This window comes from Altererythrobacter sp. TH136 (genome assembly GCF_007065885.1).
GTDB lineage: Bacteria > Pseudomonadota > Alphaproteobacteria > Sphingomonadales > Sphingomonadaceae > Tsuneonella.
In genome coordinates this window covers 1,448,696-1,471,445 of the sequence record NZ_CP041409.1, presented here as the reverse complement: position 1 = coordinate 1,471,445, position 22,750 = coordinate 1,448,696, and the positions used below count along the sequence as shown (strand labels likewise).

The 22,750-nt window shown below is 60.7% G+C and carries 16 protein-coding genes, 1 tRNA gene and 1 riboswitch; of the genes, 13 read left to right on the top strand and 4 right to left on the bottom strand.

What is annotated here, in order from left to right; all coding sequences use genetic code 11:
• Positions 1-238 precede the first annotated feature (238 nt).
• On the top strand, positions 239-1,240 hold the full coding sequence (locus C0V74_RS07080; protein ID WP_143251186.1) for an SPFH domain-containing protein: 1,002 nt from the start codon (positions 239-241) through the stop codon (positions 1,238-1,240).
• The gene (locus tag C0V74_RS07075) at positions 1,240-1,731 is read left to right on the top strand and encodes an NfeD family protein (RefSeq protein ID WP_143251185.1); all 492 of its coding nucleotides are present in this window, start codon (positions 1,240-1,242) and stop codon (positions 1,729-1,731) included. Before C0V74_RS07080 ends, C0V74_RS07075 begins: the two co-directional genes overlap by 1 nt.
• A gap of 28 nt (positions 1,732-1,759) precedes the next feature.
• Here the strand turns inward: C0V74_RS07075 and C0V74_RS07070 are convergent, their stop codons facing one another.
• Positions 1,760-2,704 (bottom strand): NAD(P)H-binding protein, encoded by a 945-nt coding sequence (locus C0V74_RS07070; RefSeq protein WP_143251184.1) that lies wholly within the window; start codon positions 2,702-2,704, stop codon positions 1,760-1,762.
• A gap of 161 nt (positions 2,705-2,865) precedes the next feature.
• On the opposite strand from C0V74_RS07070, the gene C0V74_RS07065 reads away from it, so the two are divergent.
• Together C0V74_RS07065 and C0V74_RS07060 are read left to right on the top strand one after the other, a co-directional pair.
• Positions 2,866-2,952, top strand: a tRNA-Leu gene (locus C0V74_RS07065).
• Positions 2,953-3,138: 186 nt separating this feature from the next.
• A complete protein-coding gene (locus C0V74_RS07060; protein WP_143251183.1) occupies positions 3,139-4,329 on the top strand; it encodes an integrase arm-type DNA-binding domain-containing protein in 1,191 nt (396 codons plus the stop codon).
• 4 nt (positions 4,330-4,333) lie between these two features.
• Here the strand turns inward: C0V74_RS07060 and C0V74_RS07055 are convergent, their stop codons facing one another.
• The gene (locus C0V74_RS07055) at positions 4,334-4,606 is read right to left on the bottom strand and encodes a hypothetical protein (protein ID WP_143251182.1); all 273 of its coding nucleotides are present in this window, start codon (positions 4,604-4,606) and stop codon (positions 4,334-4,336) included.
• 49 nt (positions 4,607-4,655) lie between these two features.
• Positions 4,656-4,757, bottom strand: a riboswitch (SAM-I-IV-variant riboswitch).
• A gap of 96 nt (positions 4,758-4,853) precedes the next feature.
• Here C0V74_RS07055 and C0V74_RS07050 point away from each other — a divergent pair.
• The 3 genes from C0V74_RS07050 (at position 4,854) to C0V74_RS07040 (ending at position 9,329) form a co-directional block, all read left to right on the top strand.
• Positions 4,854-5,066: a helix-turn-helix domain-containing protein gene (locus C0V74_RS07050; protein WP_349236028.1), complete on the top strand. Its 213-nt coding sequence runs from the start codon at positions 4,854-4,856 to the stop codon at positions 5,064-5,066.
• 3 nt (positions 5,067-5,069) lie between these two features.
• Positions 5,070-7,334 (top strand): VapE domain-containing protein, encoded by a 2,265-nt coding sequence (locus C0V74_RS07045; protein ID WP_143251180.1) that lies wholly within the window; start codon positions 5,070-5,072, stop codon positions 7,332-7,334.
• Positions 7,335-8,378: 1,044 nt separating this feature from the next.
• A complete protein-coding gene (locus C0V74_RS07040; RefSeq protein ID WP_143251179.1) occupies positions 8,379-9,329 on the top strand; it encodes a helix-turn-helix transcriptional regulator in 951 nt (316 codons plus the stop codon).
• A 676-nt stretch (positions 9,330-10,005) separates the two neighbouring features.
• On the opposite strand, the gene C0V74_RS07035 is transcribed toward C0V74_RS07040, so the two are convergent.
• Together C0V74_RS07035 and C0V74_RS07030 are read right to left on the bottom strand one after the other, a co-directional pair.
• The gene (locus C0V74_RS07035; protein WP_143251178.1) at positions 10,006-10,614 is read right to left on the bottom strand and encodes an HD domain-containing protein; all 609 of its coding nucleotides are present in this window, start codon (positions 10,612-10,614) and stop codon (positions 10,006-10,008) included.
• Positions 10,615-10,973: 359 nt separating this feature from the next.
• Positions 10,974-11,768 carry a DUF932 domain-containing protein gene (locus tag C0V74_RS07030; protein WP_168194178.1) on the bottom strand — a complete coding sequence of 265 codons (795 nt, stop codon included), beginning with the start codon at positions 11,766-11,768 and terminating at the stop codon, positions 10,974-10,976.
• A gap of 592 nt (positions 11,769-12,360) precedes the next feature.
• Here C0V74_RS07030 and C0V74_RS07025 point away from each other — a divergent pair.
• The 6 genes from C0V74_RS07025 to brxC all read left to right on the top strand — a co-directional run bounded on the left by C0V74_RS07025 (position 12,361) and on the right by brxC (position 22,750).
• Positions 12,361-12,591 carry a helix-turn-helix transcriptional regulator gene (locus C0V74_RS07025; protein ID WP_349236003.1) on the top strand — a complete coding sequence of 77 codons (231 nt, stop codon included), beginning with the start codon at positions 12,361-12,363 and terminating at the stop codon, positions 12,589-12,591.
• Between the two features lie 1,536 nt (positions 12,592-14,127).
• A complete protein-coding gene (locus tag C0V74_RS07020; protein WP_210413393.1) occupies positions 14,128-14,745 on the top strand; it encodes a hypothetical protein in 618 nt (205 codons plus the stop codon).
• Complete coding sequence (locus C0V74_RS07015) at positions 14,738-15,493, top strand: alpha-ketoglutarate-dependent dioxygenase AlkB (RefSeq protein ID WP_143251174.1); 756 nt, start codon at positions 14,738-14,740, stop codon at positions 15,491-15,493. Before C0V74_RS07020 ends, C0V74_RS07015 begins: the two co-directional genes overlap by 8 nt.
• A gap of 480 nt (positions 15,494-15,973) precedes the next feature.
• Positions 15,974-17,869 carry an AIPR family protein gene (locus tag C0V74_RS07010; RefSeq protein ID WP_143251173.1) on the top strand — a complete coding sequence of 632 codons (1,896 nt, stop codon included), beginning with the start codon at positions 15,974-15,976 and terminating at the stop codon, positions 17,867-17,869.
• Positions 17,870-18,772: 903 nt separating this feature from the next.
• The gene (locus tag C0V74_RS07005) at positions 18,773-19,318 is read left to right on the top strand and encodes a DUF1788 domain-containing protein (protein ID WP_143251172.1); all 546 of its coding nucleotides are present in this window, start codon (positions 18,773-18,775) and stop codon (positions 19,316-19,318) included.
• A gap of 6 nt (positions 19,319-19,324) precedes the next feature.
• Positions 19,325-22,750 (top strand): BREX system P-loop protein BrxC, encoded by a 3,426-nt coding sequence (gene brxC / locus C0V74_RS07000; protein WP_143251171.1) that lies wholly within the window; start codon positions 19,325-19,327, stop codon positions 22,748-22,750.

Here is a 22,750-nt window from a genome sequence, read left to right as displayed (position 1 = left end):
GTCTCCATCGTGCGTCGCCGCACTTCTTCCCTGCGATTCAGCTACTTCTCTTGGTGATGGCGCGCGCTACACGCTCGACGAGCGGCAGGTTTCGTTCGACGACGGATGTAGTCGATCGACGAGCAACAGGAAGCGTGGGGGCAGCTTGCGGAGGATGTGACGCGCGACGGCCGCAGTCCGGTTTTGCTTGCGGGCAGGCCCTCGGACGCTACGATATCTTTCGCTCAAGGAGGAAATTTTGGCCCTTACTCTTATCCTGATTGTCGCCGTGCTGGTGATCTTCCTGCTCAGTTCGGTGCGAGTGGTGCGGCAGGGGTATGTCTATACGATCGAGCGCTTCGGGCGCTTTACCAAGTCGGCCAATCCCGGACTGCACATCATCACCCCCTTCGTCGACCGCGTCGGGCAGAAGGTGAACATGATGGAGCAGGTCCTCGATATTCCGGGCCAGGAAATCATCACCGCCGACAACGCGATGGTGGGGGTCGATGCGGTCGTGTTCTTCCAGGTGCTCGATGCCGGCAAGGCGGCGTACGAGGTGCACAACCTGTACGGTGCCATCATGGCGATTACGACCACCAACCTGCGCACCGTGATGGGTTCGATGGATCTCGACGAAACGCTGTCCAAGCGTGACGAGATCAACGCGCGCCTGCTGGGCGTGGTTGATCATGCAACCTCGCCCTGGGGCATCAAAATCACCCGCGTGGAGATCAAGGACATCCGCCCGCCGCTCGACATTTCCGAAGCGATGGCCCGGCAGATGAAGGCCGAGCGCCTCAAGCGCGCCGAAATCCTCGAAGCGGAAGGCGAACGCGCCAGCCGCATCCTGCGTGCGGAGGGTGAGAAGCAGTCGGCGATCCTGTCGGCCGAGGGCAAGAAGGAAGCCGCCTTCCGCGACGCCGAAGCGCGCGAGCGTTCGGCCGAGGCGGAGGCGCAGGCTACCCGCGCGGTCTCCGATGCGATCGCCCAAAGCGGCAACCAGGCGATCAACTACTTTATCGCTCAGGAGTATACCAAGGCGGTCGGCAAGTTCGCCACCAGTCCCAACGCCAAGACCATCCTGTTCCCGGTCGAGGCCACCCAGCTGATCGGTTCGCTCGGCGGTATCGGTGAACTGGTACGAGAAGCGATCAAGCCGGCCGAAGGCGCACAACCCCCCGCTTCGCCGCCAAGCAACGGCGTCCCGCTTCCGCGCCCGCGCACAGCCGTGCCCCGTACTGGGGACGATAACCGCTGATGGACTGGCTGACCGATATCGATGCTGCCTGGGCGTGGATCGCCTTCGGCCTCGTCCTCGCGGGTCTCGAGATGATCGTGCCCGGCGTGTACCTGATCTGGCTCGCGCTCGCCGCGCTCGCCACCGGCGCGCTGACGATGGTGTTCGATTTCGGCGTGCCGCTGCAGATTGTCGAGTTCGTTTCCCTGTCGCTGATCGCGGTTTTCACCGCCCGGCGGATTTTCGGCGAGCAGCCGATCGAGAGCAGCGATCCCTTGATGAACGACCGGCTGGGGCGGCTCGTGGGCCAGACCGGCACCGTCGCACAGGCGATCGAGCATGGCGAAGGCCGCGTGACGCAAGGGGACAGTCAGTGGCCCGCGCGCGGCCCTGAGATGGCTGCCGGGACGCGCGTCCGGATCGTGGGATCCGATGGCGGCACACTGATCGTCGAACCGCTCACGCTGCTCGCTGATGAAGGAACGTCCCCGCCCAGCACGAGTGCGGGTTAATGGACGGTGGCTTAGCCGGCGACCTGGGTTAGCCGACAAGTTTCTCGTTAAAACGCCCGTGCCTGCGATAGCGGGTCATCCAGCGATCCAGAAACAGCCCGAGCGGCCGCGGGACGATACCAAAGGCGTCGATTCCGGGCAGCGCCCCTGACGGGCGATTGCCAGCCTGCAGCAGCGTCCACTGGTCGGTGTTCATTGGCGTCCCCGGAAGCATGGCGAATAGCGCTGAGACGCCGTCCGGGAGCGGGATGAAGGTGCGATCGCGCCTCTGGCTGGCGGCGATCCGGCGGTTCAGGTCGAGCATGGTGATGCTCTCGGGGCCGGCGATCTCGTAGATCTTGCCGCCATAGGTTTGCGGCGCGCCCAGCGCCACCGCCACCGCCTCGGCCGCGTCATCCACGAACAGCGGCTGCAGCGGCGCATGAGGGGCGAAGACCGGCAGCACTGGCAGCGCACCGATCAGCCGCGCGAACATCTGGACGAAGTTGTCGTCTTCGCCGAACAGCACGCTCGGCCGCAGAACCGTCGCTTGAGGAAAGGCATCCAGGACGAACGCCTCACTTCCCGCTTTCGCGCGGGCGTATCCGGCCGGAGAGCTCGCGTCGGCCCCGATGGCGCTGACGTGAACCATCGCCTCGCAACCAGCCGCCGCTGCCGCCTGCGCGATGTTGCGGGCGCCGCCGCAGATCGTGCCCATCACATCGCCCGAGAACGTGCCGACCAGATTCACCACCGCATCCGCGCCAGCAATCGCCTGCGCAACGCTGTCAGGACGGGTCGCATCGCAGCGCGCAGCCTGAATCTGGCCGAGCTGCGCCAAAGGTTTGAGGTGATGGGCGGTTTCCGGGTGGCGGCTCGCCACGCGAATCCGGGCGCCACGCCCCAGCAGGGCACCGGCCAGGTGGTTGCCGACAAAGCCGCTCCCGCCGACGATCGTGACCAGTTTGCCATACAGGGGATCGCGTCGTGACATGCTTTCATCGCCTTGGGAGTAATTCGCTCGCGCCCTGCCGCAATCGCTTCCCTGCCGCAACCGGCTTGCAACGCAAAGCACGAGTTGACAACCGCGCCCGCCCCCCGCTATCGGCCCCCGCCTACCCGGCGGCCGGACGCAGTTGACCAGCCGCCACGTGTGCCCAGATGGCGGAATTGGTAGACGCACCGTCTTCAGGTGGCGGCGCTCGCAAGGGCGTGGAGGTTCGAGTCCTCTTCTGGGCACCATTTGTTCTTTCGCTGGCGTTCGCCAGCGGTCGACAAACCCACTGTTTTCGTGTAGAAATTTCTCCAGTTTGATCGCTTGCGTTCGCTGACGTTCATTTTCGATCTGGGGGCCTCGGGGGCCTTTCTTTGCCCGAGGCCCCACCTGAAAATGACGCTTTTGGCGCCGATCTCGATGGAGAGGCCCCTATGGCTCTGACCGATCTGCAGCTGAAGCAGGCGACCCCGCGCGACAAGGACTGGAAGCTCGCCGACAGTGGCGGGCTGTATATCCTTATCCGGACCAACGGCTCGAAGCTGTGGCGGATGAAGTATCGCCAGGACGGGCGCGAGAAGAAACTTACCTTCGGACGCTACCCCGAGGTGGGCCTACGCGAAGCCCGGCTGAAGCGCGACCAGGCACGGGTCGAAATCGGCGGCGGCGGCGATCCGGCACGGCGCAAGCGCGAGGAGAAAGTCGCAGCGCTTATACGAGCTGGCGACACGTTTGAGTCAGTGGCGCACGAGTTTATTGCCAAGCGCGAGGCCGAAGGGCTGGCGATGGCAACCCTGGTGAAGATGAACTGGCTAGCCGCCGTGCTCAACAAATCGATCGGCCGGCGCCCCATTGCCGAAATCACCCCACATGAAATGCTCAGCGTGCTCAAGAAGCACGAAGGCCAAGGGAACTACGAAAAGGCCCGGCGGCTGCGGAGCTTTGGCTCCCGCGTATTCCGCTTCGGTGTGGCAACGCTACGCTGCGAACATGATCCCTGTGCACCGCTCCAGGGGGCGCTGATCGCCCCCAAGGCCAAGCACTACGCCGCCATCACCGACCCGGCGGAGCTCGGCGGCCTACTGCGGGCAATCGACAAGTACGAAGGCAACTACACCACTCGCTTCGCGCTCCAGATCGCGCCTCACGTGTTTGTGCGGCCGGGCGAGCTGCGGCACGCGGAATGGGACGAACTCGACATTGCAGCATCAGTATGGCGGATCCCGGCTGGCAAGATGAAATCGCGCCGCCCGCACGCGGTGCCGCTGTCGCGCCAAGTGCTCGCAATCATCGAGCAGATCCGAACGGTAAATGGTGGGTCGCGCTTCATCTTTCGATCGATGCACGCACGCGGTCGGCCGATGAGCGAGAACACAGTCAATGCAGCACTGCGGCGGATGGGATACTCAGGCGACGAGATGACCGCTCACGGTTTGCGCGCGACCGCTTCGACGTTGCTCAACGAGTCCGGCTTGTGGAGTCACGATGCGATCGAGCGCGCGCTCGCGCACCAGGACCACAATGCCATCCGCGGCATCTACCATCGCGGTCAGCACTGGGAGGAACGGGTGCGTATGGCGCAGTGGTGGAGCGACTACCTTGATCAACTGCGCGGCACGCACTGAGGACTCAGGCGTCTTCCTTGACCGCCGTGAGCCCCGCGGTGAAGGCTTCTTCGGCCGGTTCGATTTTGATGAAACGCCACGCGTGCCAGCCGCAAGCAGGCGGCCAGTGGGCTAGATCCTCCAGCTCGACGCCATAGTCCGGGCCGCTCGAGCTAACGCTTGCCACCCGGTAGGCGCGACCGGCCTTTACCCATGGCTCACCGATGCGGATGATTTTTTCCGGCAACGGTTTGTCGTCGATGCAGATGACAAGGTCGTTGGGTGCAAGCGGATGCATATGATCTTCTCCTCGCGGTGTCTGGGAGAAGGACTTCGATGCTAGTCGAGGTGCCCCGTTTTATTGCCACTCGGCCGCATCCCCATTCGGGAACCACCTTACCCGGGCGGGCAGGTTGGCCAAGGCCGAAGCCCTGCTCCAGATGCTTTGCCTTAGGTACTGCATCTGGTGACTGCGGTCAACATTGAACACACTGGAATCCCACGGGAATCGCCGAACAGTGAACACGAGTCGAAGCTTCGGTGCGATGACGAGTTCTTCGTTGAAAGGACATGCGATGCGCCAACTTGAACAGATCCTGGTTTCCGTGGACGACGCTTGCGCGCTTCTCGGGGGAATCGGTCGCACAAATCTCTACGCGAGACTGGCACGCGGGGAGCTCGAGAGTCGAAAGCTCGGAAAACGGCGACTCATCCTGGTCGCTTCCATTGAGAAGCTCATCGCAAATTGCGAGGACTAGCCCGTGTCTCACCGATATGGTGCCGGCCTCGAGCAGTGGCACCACTGGACCAACACGCTGCCGCTTGCGGAGCATGTCCTGCCCGTGGTGGTCGACCCGGCTGTGCCGATCTCGCCTGACAGCAACATGAAGGCACTGGGCAAGACGCCCAGCCAGATCAACTTCCGCGGCGAGGCGTCGGGGTTCGCGAAGTGGACCGACCACCGGTCGACCATGAAGCAGATCGGCAAGTGGGAGCTGGACGAGCGGCTGGGCATCTGCATGCAGAGCCGCGACGGCGGGCTACGCGCGTTCGACATCGACGTGCATGGCCCGAAGCGCAGCGCCAAGATCGTCGCCGCGATCGAGGGGCGTTTCCCGCACCTCAAGTTCTACCGCCGCAGCCGCGAGGGCACGGGCAAGGTGCTGCTGCCCTTCAGGCTCGAGGGGCTGCTCACGAAGCGCGTGCTGACCGTCAACGGCGGCATCATCGAGATACTCGGCGATGGCCAGCAGTGGATCGCCGACGGCGCCTACATCAAGGACGGCAAGGTCGACGGGCGCTACCTGTGGCCGGCTGGCAGGCCGCCGACGATTGACGACGTGCCGCTGCTCACGATGGCTGAGCTGGACGACCTGTGCGCCCTGCTCGAGATGCTCTTCGCAGAGGGCGAGGACGGCTGGTCGATCGCGCGCGAGCGCCGCCAAGGCACCGGTGAGTACACCGGGCCGCCGAGGGACGACGAGATCGGCGCGTGGCTGGTGCAGCACTGGGAGATCACGGGCGACAAAGGCGACGGCACGCTGTTCGTGCGCTGCCCGTGGGTCGATGGGCACAGCAGCGACAGCGGGCCGAGCGAGACGCAGTACGCGCCGCCCGACGAGCGGTTCGAGAAGGGCCACTTCAAGTGCCTGCACGCCAGCTGCCAGAACAGGACCGATGCCGACTTCCTCGAGGCAATGGGGTTCGCGCACGACATGAGCGACGCGCCTGACCTGCCGGCCGAGATCGAGACCGCGAAGGGCAAGGAGATTGAGCCTGCGAAGCCGCGATACATGCTCAGCAAGCAGCAGCTCAAGGAGAACCGGGCGTACAACCACCGGCTGTTCCTGCAGGACGTAGAGAGCAGCGGGATCGAGATCAGCTGGGACGACTACACGGCGCAGCTGGTGTGGCGCAGCAAGCGGTCCAACAGCCTCGCGTGGCTGCCGTTCAAGGACGAGCAGTACCAGATGATCGTCGAAAAGATGGATAGCCACGGTTTCGTCCCCCAGACCGCGGCCGCGATCCGCTCAGCGGTTAACGCACACGGGGTGAGGCACCGGGTCGACACCCTGATCGACTGGGTGGGCGAGCTGCCCGCGTGGGATGGTTTGCCGCGGATCGAGCGGTTCTGGCACACCTATGCCAAGGCCGCTGATAATGCGTTTACACGCGCTGTCGGGCTATACTCGTGGACCGCGCAGGCGGGCCGTGCGCTAGCCCCGGGTTGCCAAGCGGACATGGCTCTCATCCTCGTGGGCGGGCAGGGCGTGCGCAAGACGAGCTTGGTGAGGTCGATCGCGCCGGGCGTGAAGCACTTCGCCGAGATCGACCTCACCGACCGTGACGACGACACCACGCGCAAGATGCGGGGCAAGGCGGTGGCTGAGCTGGGCGAGCTGCGCGGTCTCAGGGGCCGCGATCAGGACAGCACCAAGGCGTTCGTCACCCGGCGCGAAGAGGAGTGGGTGCCGAAGTACAAGGAGTTCCCCGACACCTTCCAGCGCCGGTTCATCTTCTACGGCACCACGAACGAGGACACGTTCCTCGCCGACGCCACGGGTGAGCGACGCTGGTTGCCGTTCGAGGTGGGCGCTGCGCTCGACGTCGAGGGCGTGGAGCGGGACAGGGACCAGCTCTGGGCCGAGGCGGTGGCGTTGTGGCGCAAGAACGGGATCATGTGGCAGGAGGCCGAGCGGCTGGCGATCGGCGAGCACAGCAAGTTCAAGGACATGGACCCGTGGTTGCCTACAATCGCGCGCTGGCTGCTGAATGGTGACGAGCTGGCGATCGCCCCGGTCGACCGGCCGTACACATGGGGCACTGAGGACGTGCTGGTGGGCGCGCTGGGGTTCAAGACCAGCCAGCTCGACCAGCGGCTCAAGACCCGTGCCGGCAAGGCGCTCAAGGTGTTGTACTGCACGCACAAGAAGGTGCGCGCTCTGGGCGGTAGTCAGGGGTACATCGCCTACCGCGATAAGATCGAAGCCTTTCTCGGGGAGGGCGAAGATGACCTGTTTGGCTGAATGTTCCACCCTGTTCCAACCTCGTTCCACCCTCTGGGAGCGTAGGGTGGAACGTGCTAAGTGGCTGAAAATAAAGGCGTGTTCCATTGTTCCACCCTTAAAGATATTTATACTAAGTACACCTGCGCACGCATTGAAAAAGGTTAGGAAACAGGGTGGAACAGGGTGGAACAGAGTGGAACATGTGTTATATTTCAACAACTTACGCTGTCGCGCGACCTTTTCGGTGAAGAGATCAATGTTTACAGCGCTAACATTGAGGGGCGAATTGCGATGAGCGACGTCTATCAGCCCAGCACGCCTCGCGAAGCGTTCGAGGTCGCCACCTGCTATGGCAAGGTTAGGCAGGCGTCGCCGCAGGTTGCGCAACGCGAGTCCGCGTGATGCGGAGCGGCGAGCGATAGATAGTCAGTGCAATCTTCAAGCAGCGATTAGGAGCGCCTCAGTGGACTCAACTTTTCGAGGTAGATTGCTCTAGCCGAGACTCGATCGCAATTGCCCAGCCTCTCGCCAGAGAATGCAAGGACCGTTCAGGGCCCTAAAGGCACAAGATGCTTAGGCCGACACTCGCCGAAGCTTAGGCAGCGCAGATGAACCGACACGAGCAGGGAAGATTCATATATCTCGCTGTTGGGTAGATTGGAGGGGCCCAATGAGGGCCTCGACAAGGAGGATGTTTGCCTCTTTCGGATCGTATATCAGTCTCGCTGCAGGACCGCTAATCATCAAGCGGCGTATCGCCGGCTAGGAAGGCTCAGGCAGGACTAAAGCTTCGACCTTTGACCTGCCGCATGAAGACGACTGGTCTCAACTGCGCGATTTTTTGAACTCAAAGGCTCAGTCGCCAGTACGCACCTAGTGTGTGCACGTTTCAAGAACACATTGACGAGGTTCAGTCGTGCACAAACAGTTGAGTGCATTAGTGTGGGCATATGGGCGTTATCGAGCATTTTCAGGTGTCAAAATCACCCGGAATGCGCACGAAATGCGTATATCCCGATATCATTCAGAGGCGCATATGGTTCCCCGAAAGGACCTAGTGCTATGACCCACATCGACCCAACGATACTCCGAGCGCAGCGCAAGAAGCTCAGAATGAGCATGGCCGATCTCGCTCAGAGGTCAGGCGTGAACAAGACGACCATAGCCCGGATCGAGCGTGGCGAGATGACTAGCAATCGCCGTTACACCGTTGCCCGCCTGTGCGCCCACCTAAAGCTTAACGCGGACCAGCTCGCTGGCCTCGTCCCACTTGAGGTGGCGCCGAGCGTTACGCCTGAGCAAGCCAAAGGCCAGCTTAACGCAAGGGTTTCCAATGGAACCCGAAACGCCCTGGCCCTCGTCGCCAAGCGGTACCAGGTGAGCGCCGGCCACATCATCGAGTTCGCGCCGCTGCTGTTTCATATGATGGCCTCGGAAAGCCTCTGTCACCGGCGCCGGAACCTCGCTCAGCTGCGCCAGGCTCGCGATGCCGTCTCAGCTCTCGAGAGCAGCTTTGGGCACCTTTCTGGCCGCCTGGTGGATGACTACACGGCTGACGAGATCGATCGCCTTGAGGAGCGATCAATCAACGGGAAGGACATCGTCGGACGTACCCTCGTGGATGGCGATCATGCCGAGGATCCGCTGGCATGGGATTATATCCACGAAGATCAGAACCCGTTCGTCGCCTTCCTGCGTAACCGCCTCGGTAGCGCGCAGCCGTTCACCGATTCCTCGGACACCTTGGACGGCTGGTCAGGATGGCGGAGCCCAAGCTATTCGATCTGCCGCGAAGAGGCGTTGACCTACTTCGATGGCGACGAGGACGCGGCCGACGCCCTGTTGAACGGCGTGTTCGCGATAACCGAACTGCCAAAGGACCTGCGAGAAGCCGAGGATCCCGCAGCACGAACCGCCTGGGCGAGATCGAAAGCGGAAGCCGCGGGCATTGCCGCTCAGGAAGCCATGGCGAGGCTGGAGGAACGCCTCGCCTCTCTCAAGATTCAACTTTAGGACGATTACCATGACTGCGACCACAGTGGACCGGCTGCGTCTCTCCGATCATCGTCTGACCCGGCATGCCGGAAAGCGGGCCAAAGAGCGCGCGATACCGCCCTCGGTAATCGACGCACTGCTCGATTTTGGCGATCGCACTTCCGCAGGCGGAGGCGCTGAGACGTGTTTCTTCACCAAGCGCTCTTGGCGGCGATTTGCCGCTTATCTAGGGCACGAAGCCCGTCACTTCGAACGGTACCGGGCCACTTATGCAATCGTGGCTTCATCTGGCGAAGTGGTCACGACTTGCTGGAGGCACTAGACCTCCCCAGGACTGATGGTCGCAATTCGAGGTCAGAGCAGATGCTCTGTTCTCGTCCCCCACTCTCCTGTTAGCGCACCGTCGTGCCGGTGGCCGAAAGCGGCTGCAGTACTTCTTGGGCACTCACACTGCCTGGTTAACCCACTGAAGTACAAGCTCTTGATGCATGGATCACAAATTCCAGGCCCCGTCGTAGGCCCCATTAGCAGTATCACCCGCAAGCAAACCAAATCTCACCTGGGTCCTCGTTTGATTTGATCACCCAGCGCCATGCCGTCTCCTCGCGTCATATGGACGTCCTCGTGCTGAGAGCGACGCGCGGAACTCGGCATGGGTAGGCCGCGGGCGGTTTTGGTCGCGCGGGTTTGCCCGTCAGAGCCCCTCTTCTGAAAGATGGTGCATTTGCTTAACGGCAGCCTTCAGTCGGTCCGCTCCTATCCCGGGGAGTAGGCGCTCAAACTCCTCCGCAAGAGCAGCGTAATACCATAGGGTTCCCGCCTTCTCGCCGGTGAACCGGTCGAATACCACGTTCCCAAGGTTATCAAGATCGTCGCAGATTGCCCTCGCGTTGTGCGTTTTGTCAGCGAGTGATACCAGAAGAGAACGCTGCGGTTTCTCCGACAAAGACGCAATGTATGCCTCCTTCCGGGGACGCCAATTCTCCCGACCTGACCGGTCAGCGTTCGGCTCTCCATCCGTGCAATGTGCGACAATGGTCGCCACGTCCTCGCCAAACCTCAGCCGAATATCGGCTAGCCGGTCGGACCCACCCTGATCTTCGACGGCATCGTGAAGTAGGGCGGCGATCGCCTGCTCCTGGTCTGCTCCAAGCTCGAGTGCGATCGAGCAAACCCCCAGAAGGTGAGCCACATAGGGAGTGCGTGAGCCCTTTCTACGCTGCGCCCGGTGCGCGTCACTGGCGTAGACCAGAGCCTCATCAAATTGCTGTCCGAGTGATTCTTTGTTGTTCGAGCTGTTCATTGTTTTCTGAGAATGTCCGTTAGACTTCACGAGCAGAAATGGAAGTTGAGTTTATAAATAGCCGGCCCTCTTCGTAGCGCAGCGTGATCTCGTGACCCGTCAGCTTCGGGACCAAGCGTCTAAGTGATGGACCATGTGCTGCAATGGGCGAGGGCCACATGCCGGTCGCCGGAACGTCCGATGCAAGGAAAGAGCTTCGGAAGGATAATCCACCGGGGGCGGCCAAAATGAACACCTCGGGCTCCAGAAAAGCGCCCTTCAATTGCAAACCTGCCCTTGTTCGTACAAATCCAACAGCTTGGGCGAGTTCGAGCTTGTCGGCTACTGCGCGCCATGAGATCGCTTGTATGTCACCCGGGTCATCCATGAGTTGCCATACTCAAGGTTACTCGTTGTTTGCGCGTGATCGAATTGAGTTCTGAAACCAGCGGTGGCACGTCGCTCTGCCACGCCAAGCGTTCTTCAACGTTGGTACGATTTGTCGCGATCCATGAGAGAGCCTGCGCAACATCGTAGAGTGATGTCGAGGGCGTTGCAGAACCTGGCACGGCGCAGGTTTCCCGCAATTCCCTTTCGGAGGGCAAGCCACTCTGGAAGGGGTGGGCGAACTCGGCATCATATCCGGTACGGCAGATGTGGAGACAGCGCGCGGCCGCCTTCTTCCCCCATTTTGCTGCCAGCGGCCCGTCAGCCCAAGTGGGCAGTGCGGCCGGCGCAAACGTGGCTTCTGACCATTGGTTCAGACGCTTGCGGTCGACATTTGCGAGCTTCAGCCCATCAGTGACGGCATGTTCGAGCTGTCTTAGGTCCAGCCGTTCGTCGTGTACGTCCGCGATCTTCGCGAGGGTGTTCCCAATCACCAATCCGTTTGCGCAGACAAAGCGGAACCAGCCGACGAGGAGGGTGAGGCGGCTCGACCCTTCAACTGAGTTGAAAATCTCAATACGCAGGCTGAGGGGGTGCCCATCAGCTGGAGTGATCTGGAAGTCATCACCGAGGAAAAGGCTAAGATGCATCCACTCACCCAGGGCAGATAGCTCCAGCTCACACCAGAGGCGTTCATAAAACAGGTCGAGTCGCCTGAGAATATCGGCGCAGCGGTCCCCCAGCTCCTGATGCTGGACCAGATAGTATCCCGGAGAAACTACACCCACCGGAATGGGGTGCTCCCAAGGATCGATGGGTGTTCTGATGACCGCGCGAAGGCTGGGGTTCGGCGGACCTCCACCGGCTGAGAAAGGATGCACCTCAAAGCTAGGGATTTGATCGCGGAGTTCAGACCAATTCCCGCTAGCTCGTAGGACCTCGCGCCCGCGCCAGCGCGCTCGACTCGGCTGCAGACCTGATGTGACGGCGTCTATGCGGGATCCCTTTCCAATTGCGGCATCATCGATGCACAATTTCGATACTGGTAACGATCAGCGTGGCAGCGGCCACAACGAGCCAACCCCAACGCGAAACCCTGGTCGCTCGCACGCTCCCGGTTGTCGCGAGGATGACCATATTGCTGACAAGGATAGCAATCAGGAGGCCGCACATTGTGCCGAGCCCTGCGAGCCACCCGAACACACTACCAGACCAGATTGCAATGCTGATGAGCGCAAACCAGTGGAGGTAGTGGTCTTGCTTCATTTGTTCGACGCGGCGATCGAAGTTTTGTTCCACTGTTTCCTCAGTCGACCAAGCGGCAGTGCGGCCCGATGGCAGTGCGACCGACAGCTCCTGTAGAGCATACTCCGTGGTTATATGCTCTTCAATGGGGTTCCGTCTGCGTCGATGGCGCTCCGGACGGTCCTTGCGGACAACCTCAGACGGCTTCGGGTGGAGCGTAGTCTCTCACAAGAGGATTTGGCGGACGCCGCCCAAATTGACCGAACCTACATCAGCGCGCTCGAGCGCTGCAGATATTCAGCGTCGCTGGATGTACTCGAGCGCCTCTCGGCCGCCTTGGGCGTTGAAGCCCACCGATTACTTTAGCCCGCCAAATGAAGCATTATGGCTTTAAGAGCTCCCGACACTCTTGAAGCGGAATGACGCTCCGGTGGGGCGTGAGGTGGGGCCCTTTCGTACAAAATCCCGCTCCAGCCGACTTTGCTACCAGTCCCACAACAGGAACCGCTACCGCTGACCGGCGGACGCAGCCCAGGAAAGTGCCGCATTCCCCGCGCTACCTCAGTGATTTCGCGGGTAGGGAGGGCTAAGGAAGCACGAAGGACGCACCGGATGATACTCGCAAGGTCGGTAAGATTGCCAGATCTGAGTCCTGAAGCCCGCCGGAGTGACAATGCGATGACTAGGCAAGCCAACCGGCTGGGCTCAAAGCTTGCTGCCTGGGTACTTTCGCTCGGAATCGAGGGCGTGATGCCGAATCTTGCGTGCGACATCACTTCATCAGCCAAGCGTGCGTTACCGGCTCAACCCAGCGATCACACGGGCACACACAGGGCATGCAACCAAGGACGTGCTTCGAGATCATGAGCACTTCGGAGAGTTCGTGGACGTTCTGTCTGCCGAAACCGAGCTCATTCCGCGGTTCGTGCTCCGAATAAGTCTGCTCAGTAACCTCTTTTAATCGTCGTCGATGTATGATGGGGCAATGCCGGGTTACAATCACCATTCCCATTGTGTATGTGGCTGGTGCCAGAATAGACGAGCCTCGAGTGGTGTACGTGAGAGAAGGCAGGCGCGGCCGAAGGTCTCCTTCGATAGTGTGACGATACCCAATGCCCGATGCCAAGTCTGCCATGAGAGAGTCTTCTTTTACTGGAACGACACCGGGAGTAGGGTCTTCTTCGACGAGCTAGGTCCGCCATGGCCGAAGCACAGTTGCACTACGACGCAGCCCCCCCCCGTCACGAACGGGGCCCCAGTCGCTCCGCCCAGGGTCGAGGTCGCGCATTGGCGAGGCGCCGGTTGGGTCCCGGCGACCTATCAGAGAAGCAAGCGTGAGGATCACTGGAATGTCCTCTATCTCAGTCTACTGGAAACCGGCGAACTCCTGAGGGTGCTCACTGACACATACCGCCCGCCGCGAGGGGAAAGCCTCATATACCTTCAGCCCTGGGATCCTCAGTATTGCACCACGCTCGAGTTCTTGGATGCCTACATGTCTCCCCAGAGGATCCGGGGGTGGAAGTATGACAAGTGGTTCATGAAGAGTCTGGCGAAGGCACTTAACCCCGCTCATCGTCCTAGGCCCGGCGAGCGGAGCAAACACTAGTAGACGAGAAATAAACGGAAATCGCCAAGATCATAATCGCTCAAGGCAGATCGAGCTTCGTGCTGTGAGTATGGGAAAAGGGGCTGAAGGGGTTGGGTACATCATTCGCTAACATGAGCCACGAAGAGGTCGCTGCCCTTCGTCAGACTGATGCTGCCGTTGCAGTCCTTCACGAACTCCAGCGAAGCGGGAAGCGTCTCTCTTTCCCGTGGTTAAGGGGTAAAATAGGACGAGATAGGGATCTGTGGCATCAGCTTGGCCGCGGCACATCGATCCTGGGTTCAACGGAGCAATTGGATCAGTACCTGTATTCCTATGGGCCGATGATCGCGTGCCAGTGGGCGGCACTGGGAAAGGGTATCAGTCTGACAAGTGCCCCTGTGCGGCTCGTAGACTACGGGTGTGGGCAAGGGCTAGCAGGCCTCCTCCTGTATGATCAGTTCGGTGACGCCTTTGCGACTATGCTCAGGAAAGTCGTTTTAGTTGAACCCTCGCCCGTTGCACTTGTACGCGCAGAAGCCATCTATCAGAATGTCGCCCCTGATTCCGAGATGTTTTGCGTCAACAAGGGTTTTGATGAGGTCACGTTTGGGGATTTGGAGGTTGAGGAAGGCTTAGCCACTATCCATGTCTTTTCAAACGTGCTGGACATCAAAGGTTTCGACCAGTTCCGCTTGTTGGGCGAGATTATGACTGACGGGGTCCATACAATCCTTGCTGTAAGCCATGACAGGGATTTCGACGGCGGGACGGAACGGATCCGCAGCTTGAAGGCAGCACTCGAAGATCCAAGTCACGCAGACGCACTCACCGTTTCTCACTCTGAGATGGCAGAGTTCCGCTGTGGGCCCGGGGACAAGTATCCGGTCGTTTCGTGGCACGTGGAGGTTGAAGTCCGCAGCAATGGGTGACCTTTTTGAACCTGCGTTGATCGACCCGCCGTTCTCCTTTCCCAAAGGGAAGGGGTACTTGATCGCACCGAACTCCGAGTCAAACGGCTACGATCTCACAGTGCCAAACGGCAGTATATTTTATGCTGGTAACTACTTTGAGCCTCGAATTAGCGACCGCATGGTCGAGTATCTTCAGGAGACGGATGGACGAGACTGGCGCTCTATAGACTGGCGCCAGATCCCTCCGGAGCTAATAGAAGAAATTAGATTCACTAACATCAAGTGGAAGCAGGACTGGATAAACTTCTTCGGCAAGCGCAAGCCTCTGCCCCGGCTGACCTCTTGGTATGGTGATCCTGGGAAATCTTACACCTACTCGGGGATCCGCTCAGAGCCTAACGAGTGGAACAAAGGTCTCCTCTACGTGAAGGAGGCGATAGAGAAGTGCGCCAAGGTCCGGTTTAACAGCGTTTTGCTGAACTGGTACAGGGACGGGCAGGATTCTTTGAGCTGGCACTCTGATGACGAAAAAGAGCTTGGGCAGCAACCAGTCATCGCGTCCGCTAACTTTGGTGCGGAGAGAGATTTTATCATTCGGAGGAAAGACGACAATTCACAAAAAATCACTTTTCCGATGCGCCATGGAACTCTGTTAGTCATGAGGGGCGAACTACAAAAGTTCTGGGAGCACTCAGTACCGAAGCGTAAGAATGTGCGAGGATCTCGGTTCAATCTCACGTTCCGGCGAATCGACCCGGCTGACTGAATTGTGAGGGTCAGCCTCCGCACAGCCTGGACTTGGTCCAACCCTGGTTTTGATCGCTTCGGCTGACGCACCACGAGCAGTCGTACTTCACTGCGAGCACCGACATCATTGTCACGCCGTAAGCGACGAGGCACCGGTGGAGATCCCCGCACGCGTCGAGCGGATCAGCCCGGTACTCGCTGACCATCAAGGACACGAACTGGCGTCGACGCTTGCGTGTGCACTGCCCGATACCTTTCCAGCGACAATGCGGGAGGGCCTTGGAAGTGGGGGTTGCAGCGGGTGGTGCAACGCCTTTCAAAGGGTGATGCCGCGGTGCTTGCGCTGGCGCTGCATTCGGCGAAAAGCGGTTGCAGATGAGTGGCTTTGCCGCCGATCGCCGCTAATGTGAGGTTAGCGGATCGGGGCTGACGCGCGAAACGAAGTGCATGGTCAGCTCTTGCGTGCCAAGCAGCACATGAAGCTACTCAGGGGGCCGAGTTGAATCAGACTACCAATTTCGAGGCATTTCTCGCATCATGGCGTGAGGACATCATTGCCGGACAGCCATCTACAGTCGAGCTCGGCCGGCGCTTTGCTCATAAAATCGTGACGCAGTGGCTTGATGCGCCAGATACAGGGATGGAGCTAGTCTACTGTGATGGAGCAGGCGACGGCGGTGTGGACCTCGCCATTCTCGACGTAGGTCCGGAAGACGAAAACGAGGGAGAGCAGGGTCATACTTGGTATCTTGTGCAGAGTAAGCACGGGAGCGCCTTTCAGGGCAGCGCCACCCTGATTATCGAGGCGCAGAAGGTGATCGACACCCTGGACGGACGGAGGACGAATTTAAACTCGCTCGCTGAGGGGCTGCTGGAGCGACTGACGATCTTCCGCTCACAAGCGGGGCCCAATGATAAAATCGTACTTGTTTTTGCAACAGAGCGCCCATTGGGTGAAGGCGAAAGGAAGACGCTAGATGACATCCGCGTGCTCGGAAGACAGCATCTTGGCGGAATGTTCGACGTGGAGTCAGTCTCTGTGGAGACTATCTTCATGCGGTTGGGCGATGACGTAGTCGACCCAGAGAGCTGCTTCGCTGTCACTCTTCGTTCCCACGCGGTTCCATCAGGCAGTGAGTTGCTCGTTGGCTCGACTACTTTGGTTGATCTTTATGAATTTCTCCTCGGATATCGCGATGCAACAGGGGACCTAGACCAGATATACGAGAAGAACGTGCGACGCTTTCTCGGAGGGCGAGGCAAGGTAAACAAAGGAATGCAAGACACTCTCCGGGACGCGCCCGAGCGGTTTGGACTTTATAACAATGGCATCACCATTGTTGCTTCTGACTGGAGCCAGGAGGGAGACGCTATAGATCTCGTCGATCCATATATCGTGAATGGGTGTCAAACCTCACGAACGATATGGGAAGTCTTTCACCGCCGTTACAGCGCTGGCGGGACTGGCGTAAATCCCGAAATCGAGGAGTGGAAGGCGCGGGCCGCTGATGGAGCTGTAGTCACCAAGATCGTCAAAGTGGGGGCCGCGGGAGAGCAGCTATTGCAGGCGATCACCCGTTACACGAACAGCCAAAACGCAGTCCGTGAAAAGGATTTCCTGGCACTCTCCAGCGACTTCCGGAGCTGGCAAGTCGGGATGGCAGAAAGCTACGGCATATACTTGGAGGTGCAACGTGGCGGCTGGGACTCTCAACGCGCACTTCAGAACGCCAATCCTTCAACCCATCAGTTTCAAAAACACGTCAATGCGGCCGATCTGATCAAGGTGTTTGGAGCAGGTTGGCTGGGCGAAGCCGGTACGGCCTTCGGCAAAAACCCACCTTTTCTTCCAGAGGGAGCTGTTTTCAAACGAATCGTTGCCGCGTCTGATGAAGGAAGTTCACCTTTCGGAATCGAGGATCTCTATTCTGCCTACCTGCTGCAGGAAGCGGCTGATGCTTACGGCTTTGGTCGGGGCGGACAGATCAGTCGCCGCCAGAGCCGCTTCTTGTTCTACATGGTCGCCGTTTACTTGTTGCGAGACGTGTTGAGTAAAACTGGCATGGCTACCGACAATAGAACTACCTCAGAAGCCATGGCCAAGGTACTCACCGACACGAGTGCGCGTGAAGCGCTGCTCCAAGAGGCTATCGAAGTGATCGATACCTACTTCACTCAGGGTGGCGACCAGAGCGTTTTTCAGGAACCCTCGCTAGTCAATACATTTAATAGTGATCTGAACTCCTTCCTCAAATCTGAGAAGCTGGGAAAGAGTATGGACTTCGCCCCGCGCTTATTCGAAGCGCTTGCGCTTGCCAAAATGGGGATGGGTAAGTCATTCGGCGGACAACCGTCCGCCCGCCAATCGATTAACTCAGCTCTCGCCAACGGATAGGCGATCTATGCATAATGGAGCGCTATTTGCCGCATATTTTATAAATCATTACAACGAAATATCTGAAGAACCATGTATAGAAGTAAAAAGTGATTGATTTGCTAGACCATAGCGGATGGTTTGCTAACATATCCCGCGTGAAGAACCTCGGGTTCCGACTTGTTGAGGGATCGATCCATACATCTCAGACCATACTCGCTGCTAATGCTGCGGCGTTGATCTCAGCTGTTGGAACAGAATCTGATCTATGGAGCAGGGAAAGAATTGCGGAAGTAATCGTTACTGACAATCTCTTCGGCAAGCGCACCGAGTCCGCGAAGTTGGGAAGCTTACGAGACATGGTGGCGTTATATGGTTTCGATCGGCCCCCACCCTTGACCCTCGCCTTGCTGGAGCTTTGGAAATCTTCGCGTAACCATCACCTGTTATTAGGGGTGGCAGGGGTAGCCCGCGATCCGGTCCTGCGATCTTCGGCCGCGGTGATCTTCGCCGCAGAGCCTGGGCAAAAAATCACATATCGCGAGATGGCTTCCTATTTGGAGACGAGATATCCAGGCCGCTTCAGTGCTGGCACTTTGCGCGCGGTAGGCGAAAGGTGCGTATCATCTTGGGCTCAGATGGGACACTTAACCGCCAGCCGGGCTCGCTGCAGGATCCCAGCAGAGCCTGATCCAGCGGTAGCGGCCTTTGGTGTTTTCCTTGCGATCTGCGCGGGTTACGCTGGAGTAGCGGTTCTATCGTCGAGCTGGCTCAGAATGCTCGACGTCGATTATGAGCAAGCCTTAAGCCTGCTTCGTCGTGCTGAGGCTATGGGCGACCTCCGCCTTCGCATGGCGGGACACGTGTTTGACATCGAATTAACCGGGCGACTCGCTACGATCGCAGCCCCAGCGGAGATGGCGGATGGCCTCCTTTGAAGAGATAATGAGTGCCTACCGCCGGCATCTGTCCCTGCCGTGGGCCAGCAATCTCTCAGATGCTGAGCGCACTTGGATACTGTGGTACGCTCCAGCCCTGGAACGCAGGATCACGGCCCAGGCCATCGAGTTCGAGCAGGCGGCTCGTGAGGCCGGCTACGGCTGGCGTCAGGTTGAGCTTTCCTCCTTGATCCCGTCATGGCTCGCGACCAACCGCCACGCACGGCGCCTGATGAAGCGGCCGAACGAGATCGCGGCGCTCTCGGGTGACCTGCTCTCGCACCTGACCCAAGCCATCAGGACCCAAGCTGAGGCACAGTCCGAGCGGGACATCTTGGCCCTGTTCGGGGCAGGCGCGCTTTTCGGCCTGGTGAGCGTCGCCTCGGTGATCGAGACGGCGGCGCCCTTCATCAGAGGCCGGCTGCTCGTAGCCTTCCCCGGCGTCTACGAAGGCGGCCGCTATCGCCTGTTGGACGCGCGCGACAGTTGGAACTATCACGCTACGCCTATTCCTCCGACCTCTTATCTTTGAGCGACTATGATCAATCGCGACGTTTTCGCCATCGACCCGGCCTCATACAAGCTGGCCAACCAGGGTGTCGCGAAGCTCTCATTCCCCCCCATAGGCGACGATTTCCGGACGCTTCAGGCCGAACTCAGCAGCTTTGTCTGCGACGGCGCTTATTCGACAGGGCTCGTGCGCATCTTGGAGGGCTTCAACCGCGCATCGGCGGCGCAGAGCGATATTCCCGGCGTATGGGTTTCCGGCTTCTTTGGATCGGGCAAATCGCACCTCGTCGCCATGCTCGGCGCGTTGTGGACGAACATCGGGTTCCCTGACGGGTCTACGGCCGAAGGGTTGATCCAGGAATTGCCGACGGAGGTAAGAGCCGCGCTGGCGGAGCTTAGGGCGGGAGCCCGTCGTTCCGGCGGAGTGCTCGCTGTCGGCGGAACTATGGGGCGCGGCGCCTCGGATCCGGCCGCCGCCATCGCTGGTTTCGTGCTGCGGGGCGTCGGCCTACCGGACGATCCGCGTGCTGCCGAGGTTGCTCTGTGGCTTGCCCGAGAAGGTTTGCTCGACTCCGTGAAGGCGCGACTCGGTGACGATTTCGACGCCGAGCTGCGGGCCTTCGTCCTTTCGGAGGAGCTCCAGGCCGCGATCCTGCAGGAGCGGCCGAGTCTTGCGGCGAACAACGATGCGCTGTCGGATAAGCTGGCAGCACAATTCCCGGACCGTTCCGGCCAGTCCATGTCCGTCGACGACATGGAGCGGCTGATTGGCGAAGCGCTGCGCCTGGGTCGCAAGGAGATCCCGCTAACCCTCGTCATCCTCGATGAGCTGCAGCAATTCCTCGGCCAGAACCAGGAACTCACGCTACGCGTGCAAACAATCGCGGAGCGTATGTCGCAAAAATTTGGCGGGCGCCTGCTCCTGGTTGCTACCGGCCAACAGGCCTTGACCCAGGTTCCCTACCTTCAGCGAATCCTGGACCGGTTCCCACTGCAGGTGCAGTTGCGAGAGACCGACATCGACTCGGTTATTCGGCAGACGGTTCTTGCCAAAAAAGCGGAGGCGCGGCCTGCGCTGGATGGAATGCTGGCAAGCGTCTCGGGCGAACTGCATCGTCAGTTGCAGGGTGCGAAGATCAAGCACAGCTCGAGCGACGACGCCGACGCTCCGCTGGATTGGCCGTTGCTGCCCGCGCGACGAAGGCTTTGGGAGACGATCCTGCGCGAGCTCGATTCTACCCGGATGCGGTCAAGCCTTCGCGGGCAACTGCGCACCACCCTCGACGCCGCCCGGGAATATGCCGAACGACCGCTCGGCCACGCGGTGCCGCTCGACTTCCTTTATCGCAGCATGGCAGCTGACGCGCTCAACGCAGGCGAGCTGCCACGCGAAACGTGGGAGCGGATCGAACGGCTCCACAATGGCGAGGCCGTAAGCAGGCTCAAGGCGCGGGTGCTGATGGTCGTGTTCCTTCTAGCCCGGATAAGCAAAACGGTTGAGATCCACGGAGTCGCCGCGCGGGCGGACGTGATCGCGGATCTGCTGGTGGAGGATCTTGGCGGCGAACACGCGTTGCGCGGACAGGTGCCGGAAACGCTGGCCCAGCTAGCCGCGGATGGCGCCGTAATCGAGATCGGCGGGGCGTATCGCCTCCAGACCAAGGAAAGCGCAGATTGGGATGCCGCGTTCAAGGGCGAGATGCGAGCGCGGGAGACCGATCCTTCCGCAATCGTCCGCGTCCGGCGTGAAATGATCGTGACCGGGCTGGACAGGAGCCTCGCCGAAGCAGGCAGCGTCACTCAGGGCGCCACCCGAGAAACCCGGTCCGTCCGGCGCATCGGAGCGGATGATCCGGCCCCCACCAACGCAATCGTCGTGCGTCAGCATATCGGCTATGACGTGAGTACGGCAGCGGCGATGAAGGAGATTGCGGCAGCCGCTCCGGCGGATCCTACGATCCACCTCATCGTCGAGGCTCTCGAGCAGGAGGCGCTCGCAACCGCGCTCAAGACCCGCGCGGCGGCGGAAGCGGTTCTGGCACAGCGCGGCCCGGCAGCGACCGAGGATGGCCGTGAAGCCCGGGCCGCGATGCAGGCCCGCCTGCAGGCGGCGGATCGCGACGCGGCTGAGATCGTGAACCGGGCCGTGCAGCGTGCGCGTATCCTCCTTGCTGGGGGCGCCGAGGTTGAGGGCGCAACGCCCGCCGCGGCCTTGAAGACTGCCGCAACACGAGCTGTGCAGCGGCTCTACATCAATTTCGACCAGGGCGACCATGCCGGCTGGCCCGCCGCCTACACGCGGGCAAAGGCGGGCGCTCCGGATGCCTTGAAAGCTGTCGATCACGCCGGTCCGCCGGAAACCCACGCGGTTGGGCAGGCAATCCTAAACGCCGTCGGCGCGGGGCGGCGCGGGATCGACATCAAAGCGGACCTCAATTCGCCGCCTCACGGCTGGTCCGACGATGCCATCGATGCCATGCTTCTTATGCTCGCCCGCGACCATCTGGTCGTTACCGGCGCAGACGGGCAGGCTGTCGCCACCCCCACGTCTCTGCCTCGCGCGACTTTCCGTGGCTGCTCCTTCCGGCGCAATACCCGGCCGGTAACGACGCCCGAGCGGCTTCGCGTCCGCAAGCTTCTTAGTGAAGCGGGCGTGCACTTCACCGCGGGACAAGAAGGGGACGCCCTGTCCGACCTTTTCCAACGCCTCGACTCGCTCGCTTCAAGTTCCGGAGGGGAGGCGCCGGCGCCTGCCGCTCCGCGCTTCGAAGGATTGGACGAGGTGCGTGCCCAAGGCGGCGCGGCCCGTCTAGGCGCAGTTGCCGACCATGCCGAGCAATGGCGGGCGATGGTACCCGCTTGCCGGGCGGACGCGGCGAAGATCGCGGCGCGGCGCCCGGTTTTCGCCTTGTTGAAGCGCCTCGTGGGCCAAGGTGCTGCGGACCAGCAGCCTGGGCTTGACGCGATCGTCGCCCAGCGCGCTCTGATTGCCGAGCCGGATTCAGTTTCTCCGTTGATCAACGCGGCGGCGGACGCGCTGCGCACCCATGTCAATAAAGATCAAGCGGCGTGGGCGGCAGCGTGGAACGGGGCCGAGCACGCGCTGCACAACGACCCAAATTGGTCGCGGCTCAGCCCCGATCAGCGACGCGACATCCGGCAACGCAATCGCTTGCTGCCGCTCGATCCGCCGAAGGTCGGAACCCCGCTAGAGGTGGCGGATTCGCTGGATCAATGCTCGCTTGCACAGCGCCGGGCAGAGACGTCGGCGATCAAGGGACGCGTAGAGGACGCGCTCCTGGAGGCGGCGCAGGTCTTCGCTCCCAAAGTGAGATCGGTCCCGCTCAGCCGGACGACCATCGAGGATGAGGCTGCGCTCGATGCCTGGCTCGTCAAGGTGCGTGCCGATCTGCTTGCGGCGCTGGCCGACGGCCCCGTCCGTCCGGGCTTCTGA

Excerpts from the sequence above, each read along its gene's own strand:
- C0V74_RS07070 (WP_143251184.1), bottom strand. The coding sequence starts at position 2,704 with ATGTCACGACGCGATCCCCTGTATGGCAAACTGGTCACGATCGTCGGC.
- C0V74_RS07060 (WP_143251183.1), top strand. The coding sequence starts at position 3,139 with ATGGCTCTGACCGATCTGCAGCTGAAGCAGGCGACCCCGCGCGACAAG.
- C0V74_RS07025 (WP_349236003.1), top strand. The coding sequence starts at position 12,361 with ATGCTCTTCAATGGGGTTCCGTCTGCGTCGATGGCGCTCCGGACGGTC.
- brxC (WP_143251171.1), top strand. The coding sequence starts at position 19,325 with ATGATCAATCGCGACGTTTTCGCCATCGACCCGGCCTCATACAAGCTG.
- C0V74_RS07015 (WP_143251174.1), top strand. The coding sequence starts at position 14,738 with ATGGGTGACCTTTTTGAACCTGCGTTGATCGACCCGCCGTTCTCCTTT.
- C0V74_RS07075 (WP_143251185.1), top strand. The coding sequence starts at position 1,240 with ATGGACTGGCTGACCGATATCGATGCTGCCTGGGCGTGGATCGCCTTC.
- C0V74_RS07005 (WP_143251172.1), top strand. The coding sequence starts at position 18,773 with ATGGCCTCCTTTGAAGAGATAATGAGTGCCTACCGCCGGCATCTGTCC.
- C0V74_RS07055 (WP_143251182.1), bottom strand. The coding sequence starts at position 4,606 with ATGCATCCGCTTGCACCCAACGACCTTGTCATCTGCATCGACGACAAA.
- C0V74_RS07040 (WP_143251179.1), top strand. The coding sequence starts at position 8,379 with ATGACCCACATCGACCCAACGATACTCCGAGCGCAGCGCAAGAAGCTC.
- C0V74_RS07035 (WP_143251178.1), bottom strand. The coding sequence starts at position 10,614 with ATGAACAGCTCGAACAACAAAGAATCACTCGGACAGCAATTTGATGAG.
- C0V74_RS07050 (WP_349236028.1), top strand. The coding sequence starts at position 4,854 with ATGACGAGTTCTTCGTTGAAAGGACATGCGATGCGCCAACTTGAACAG.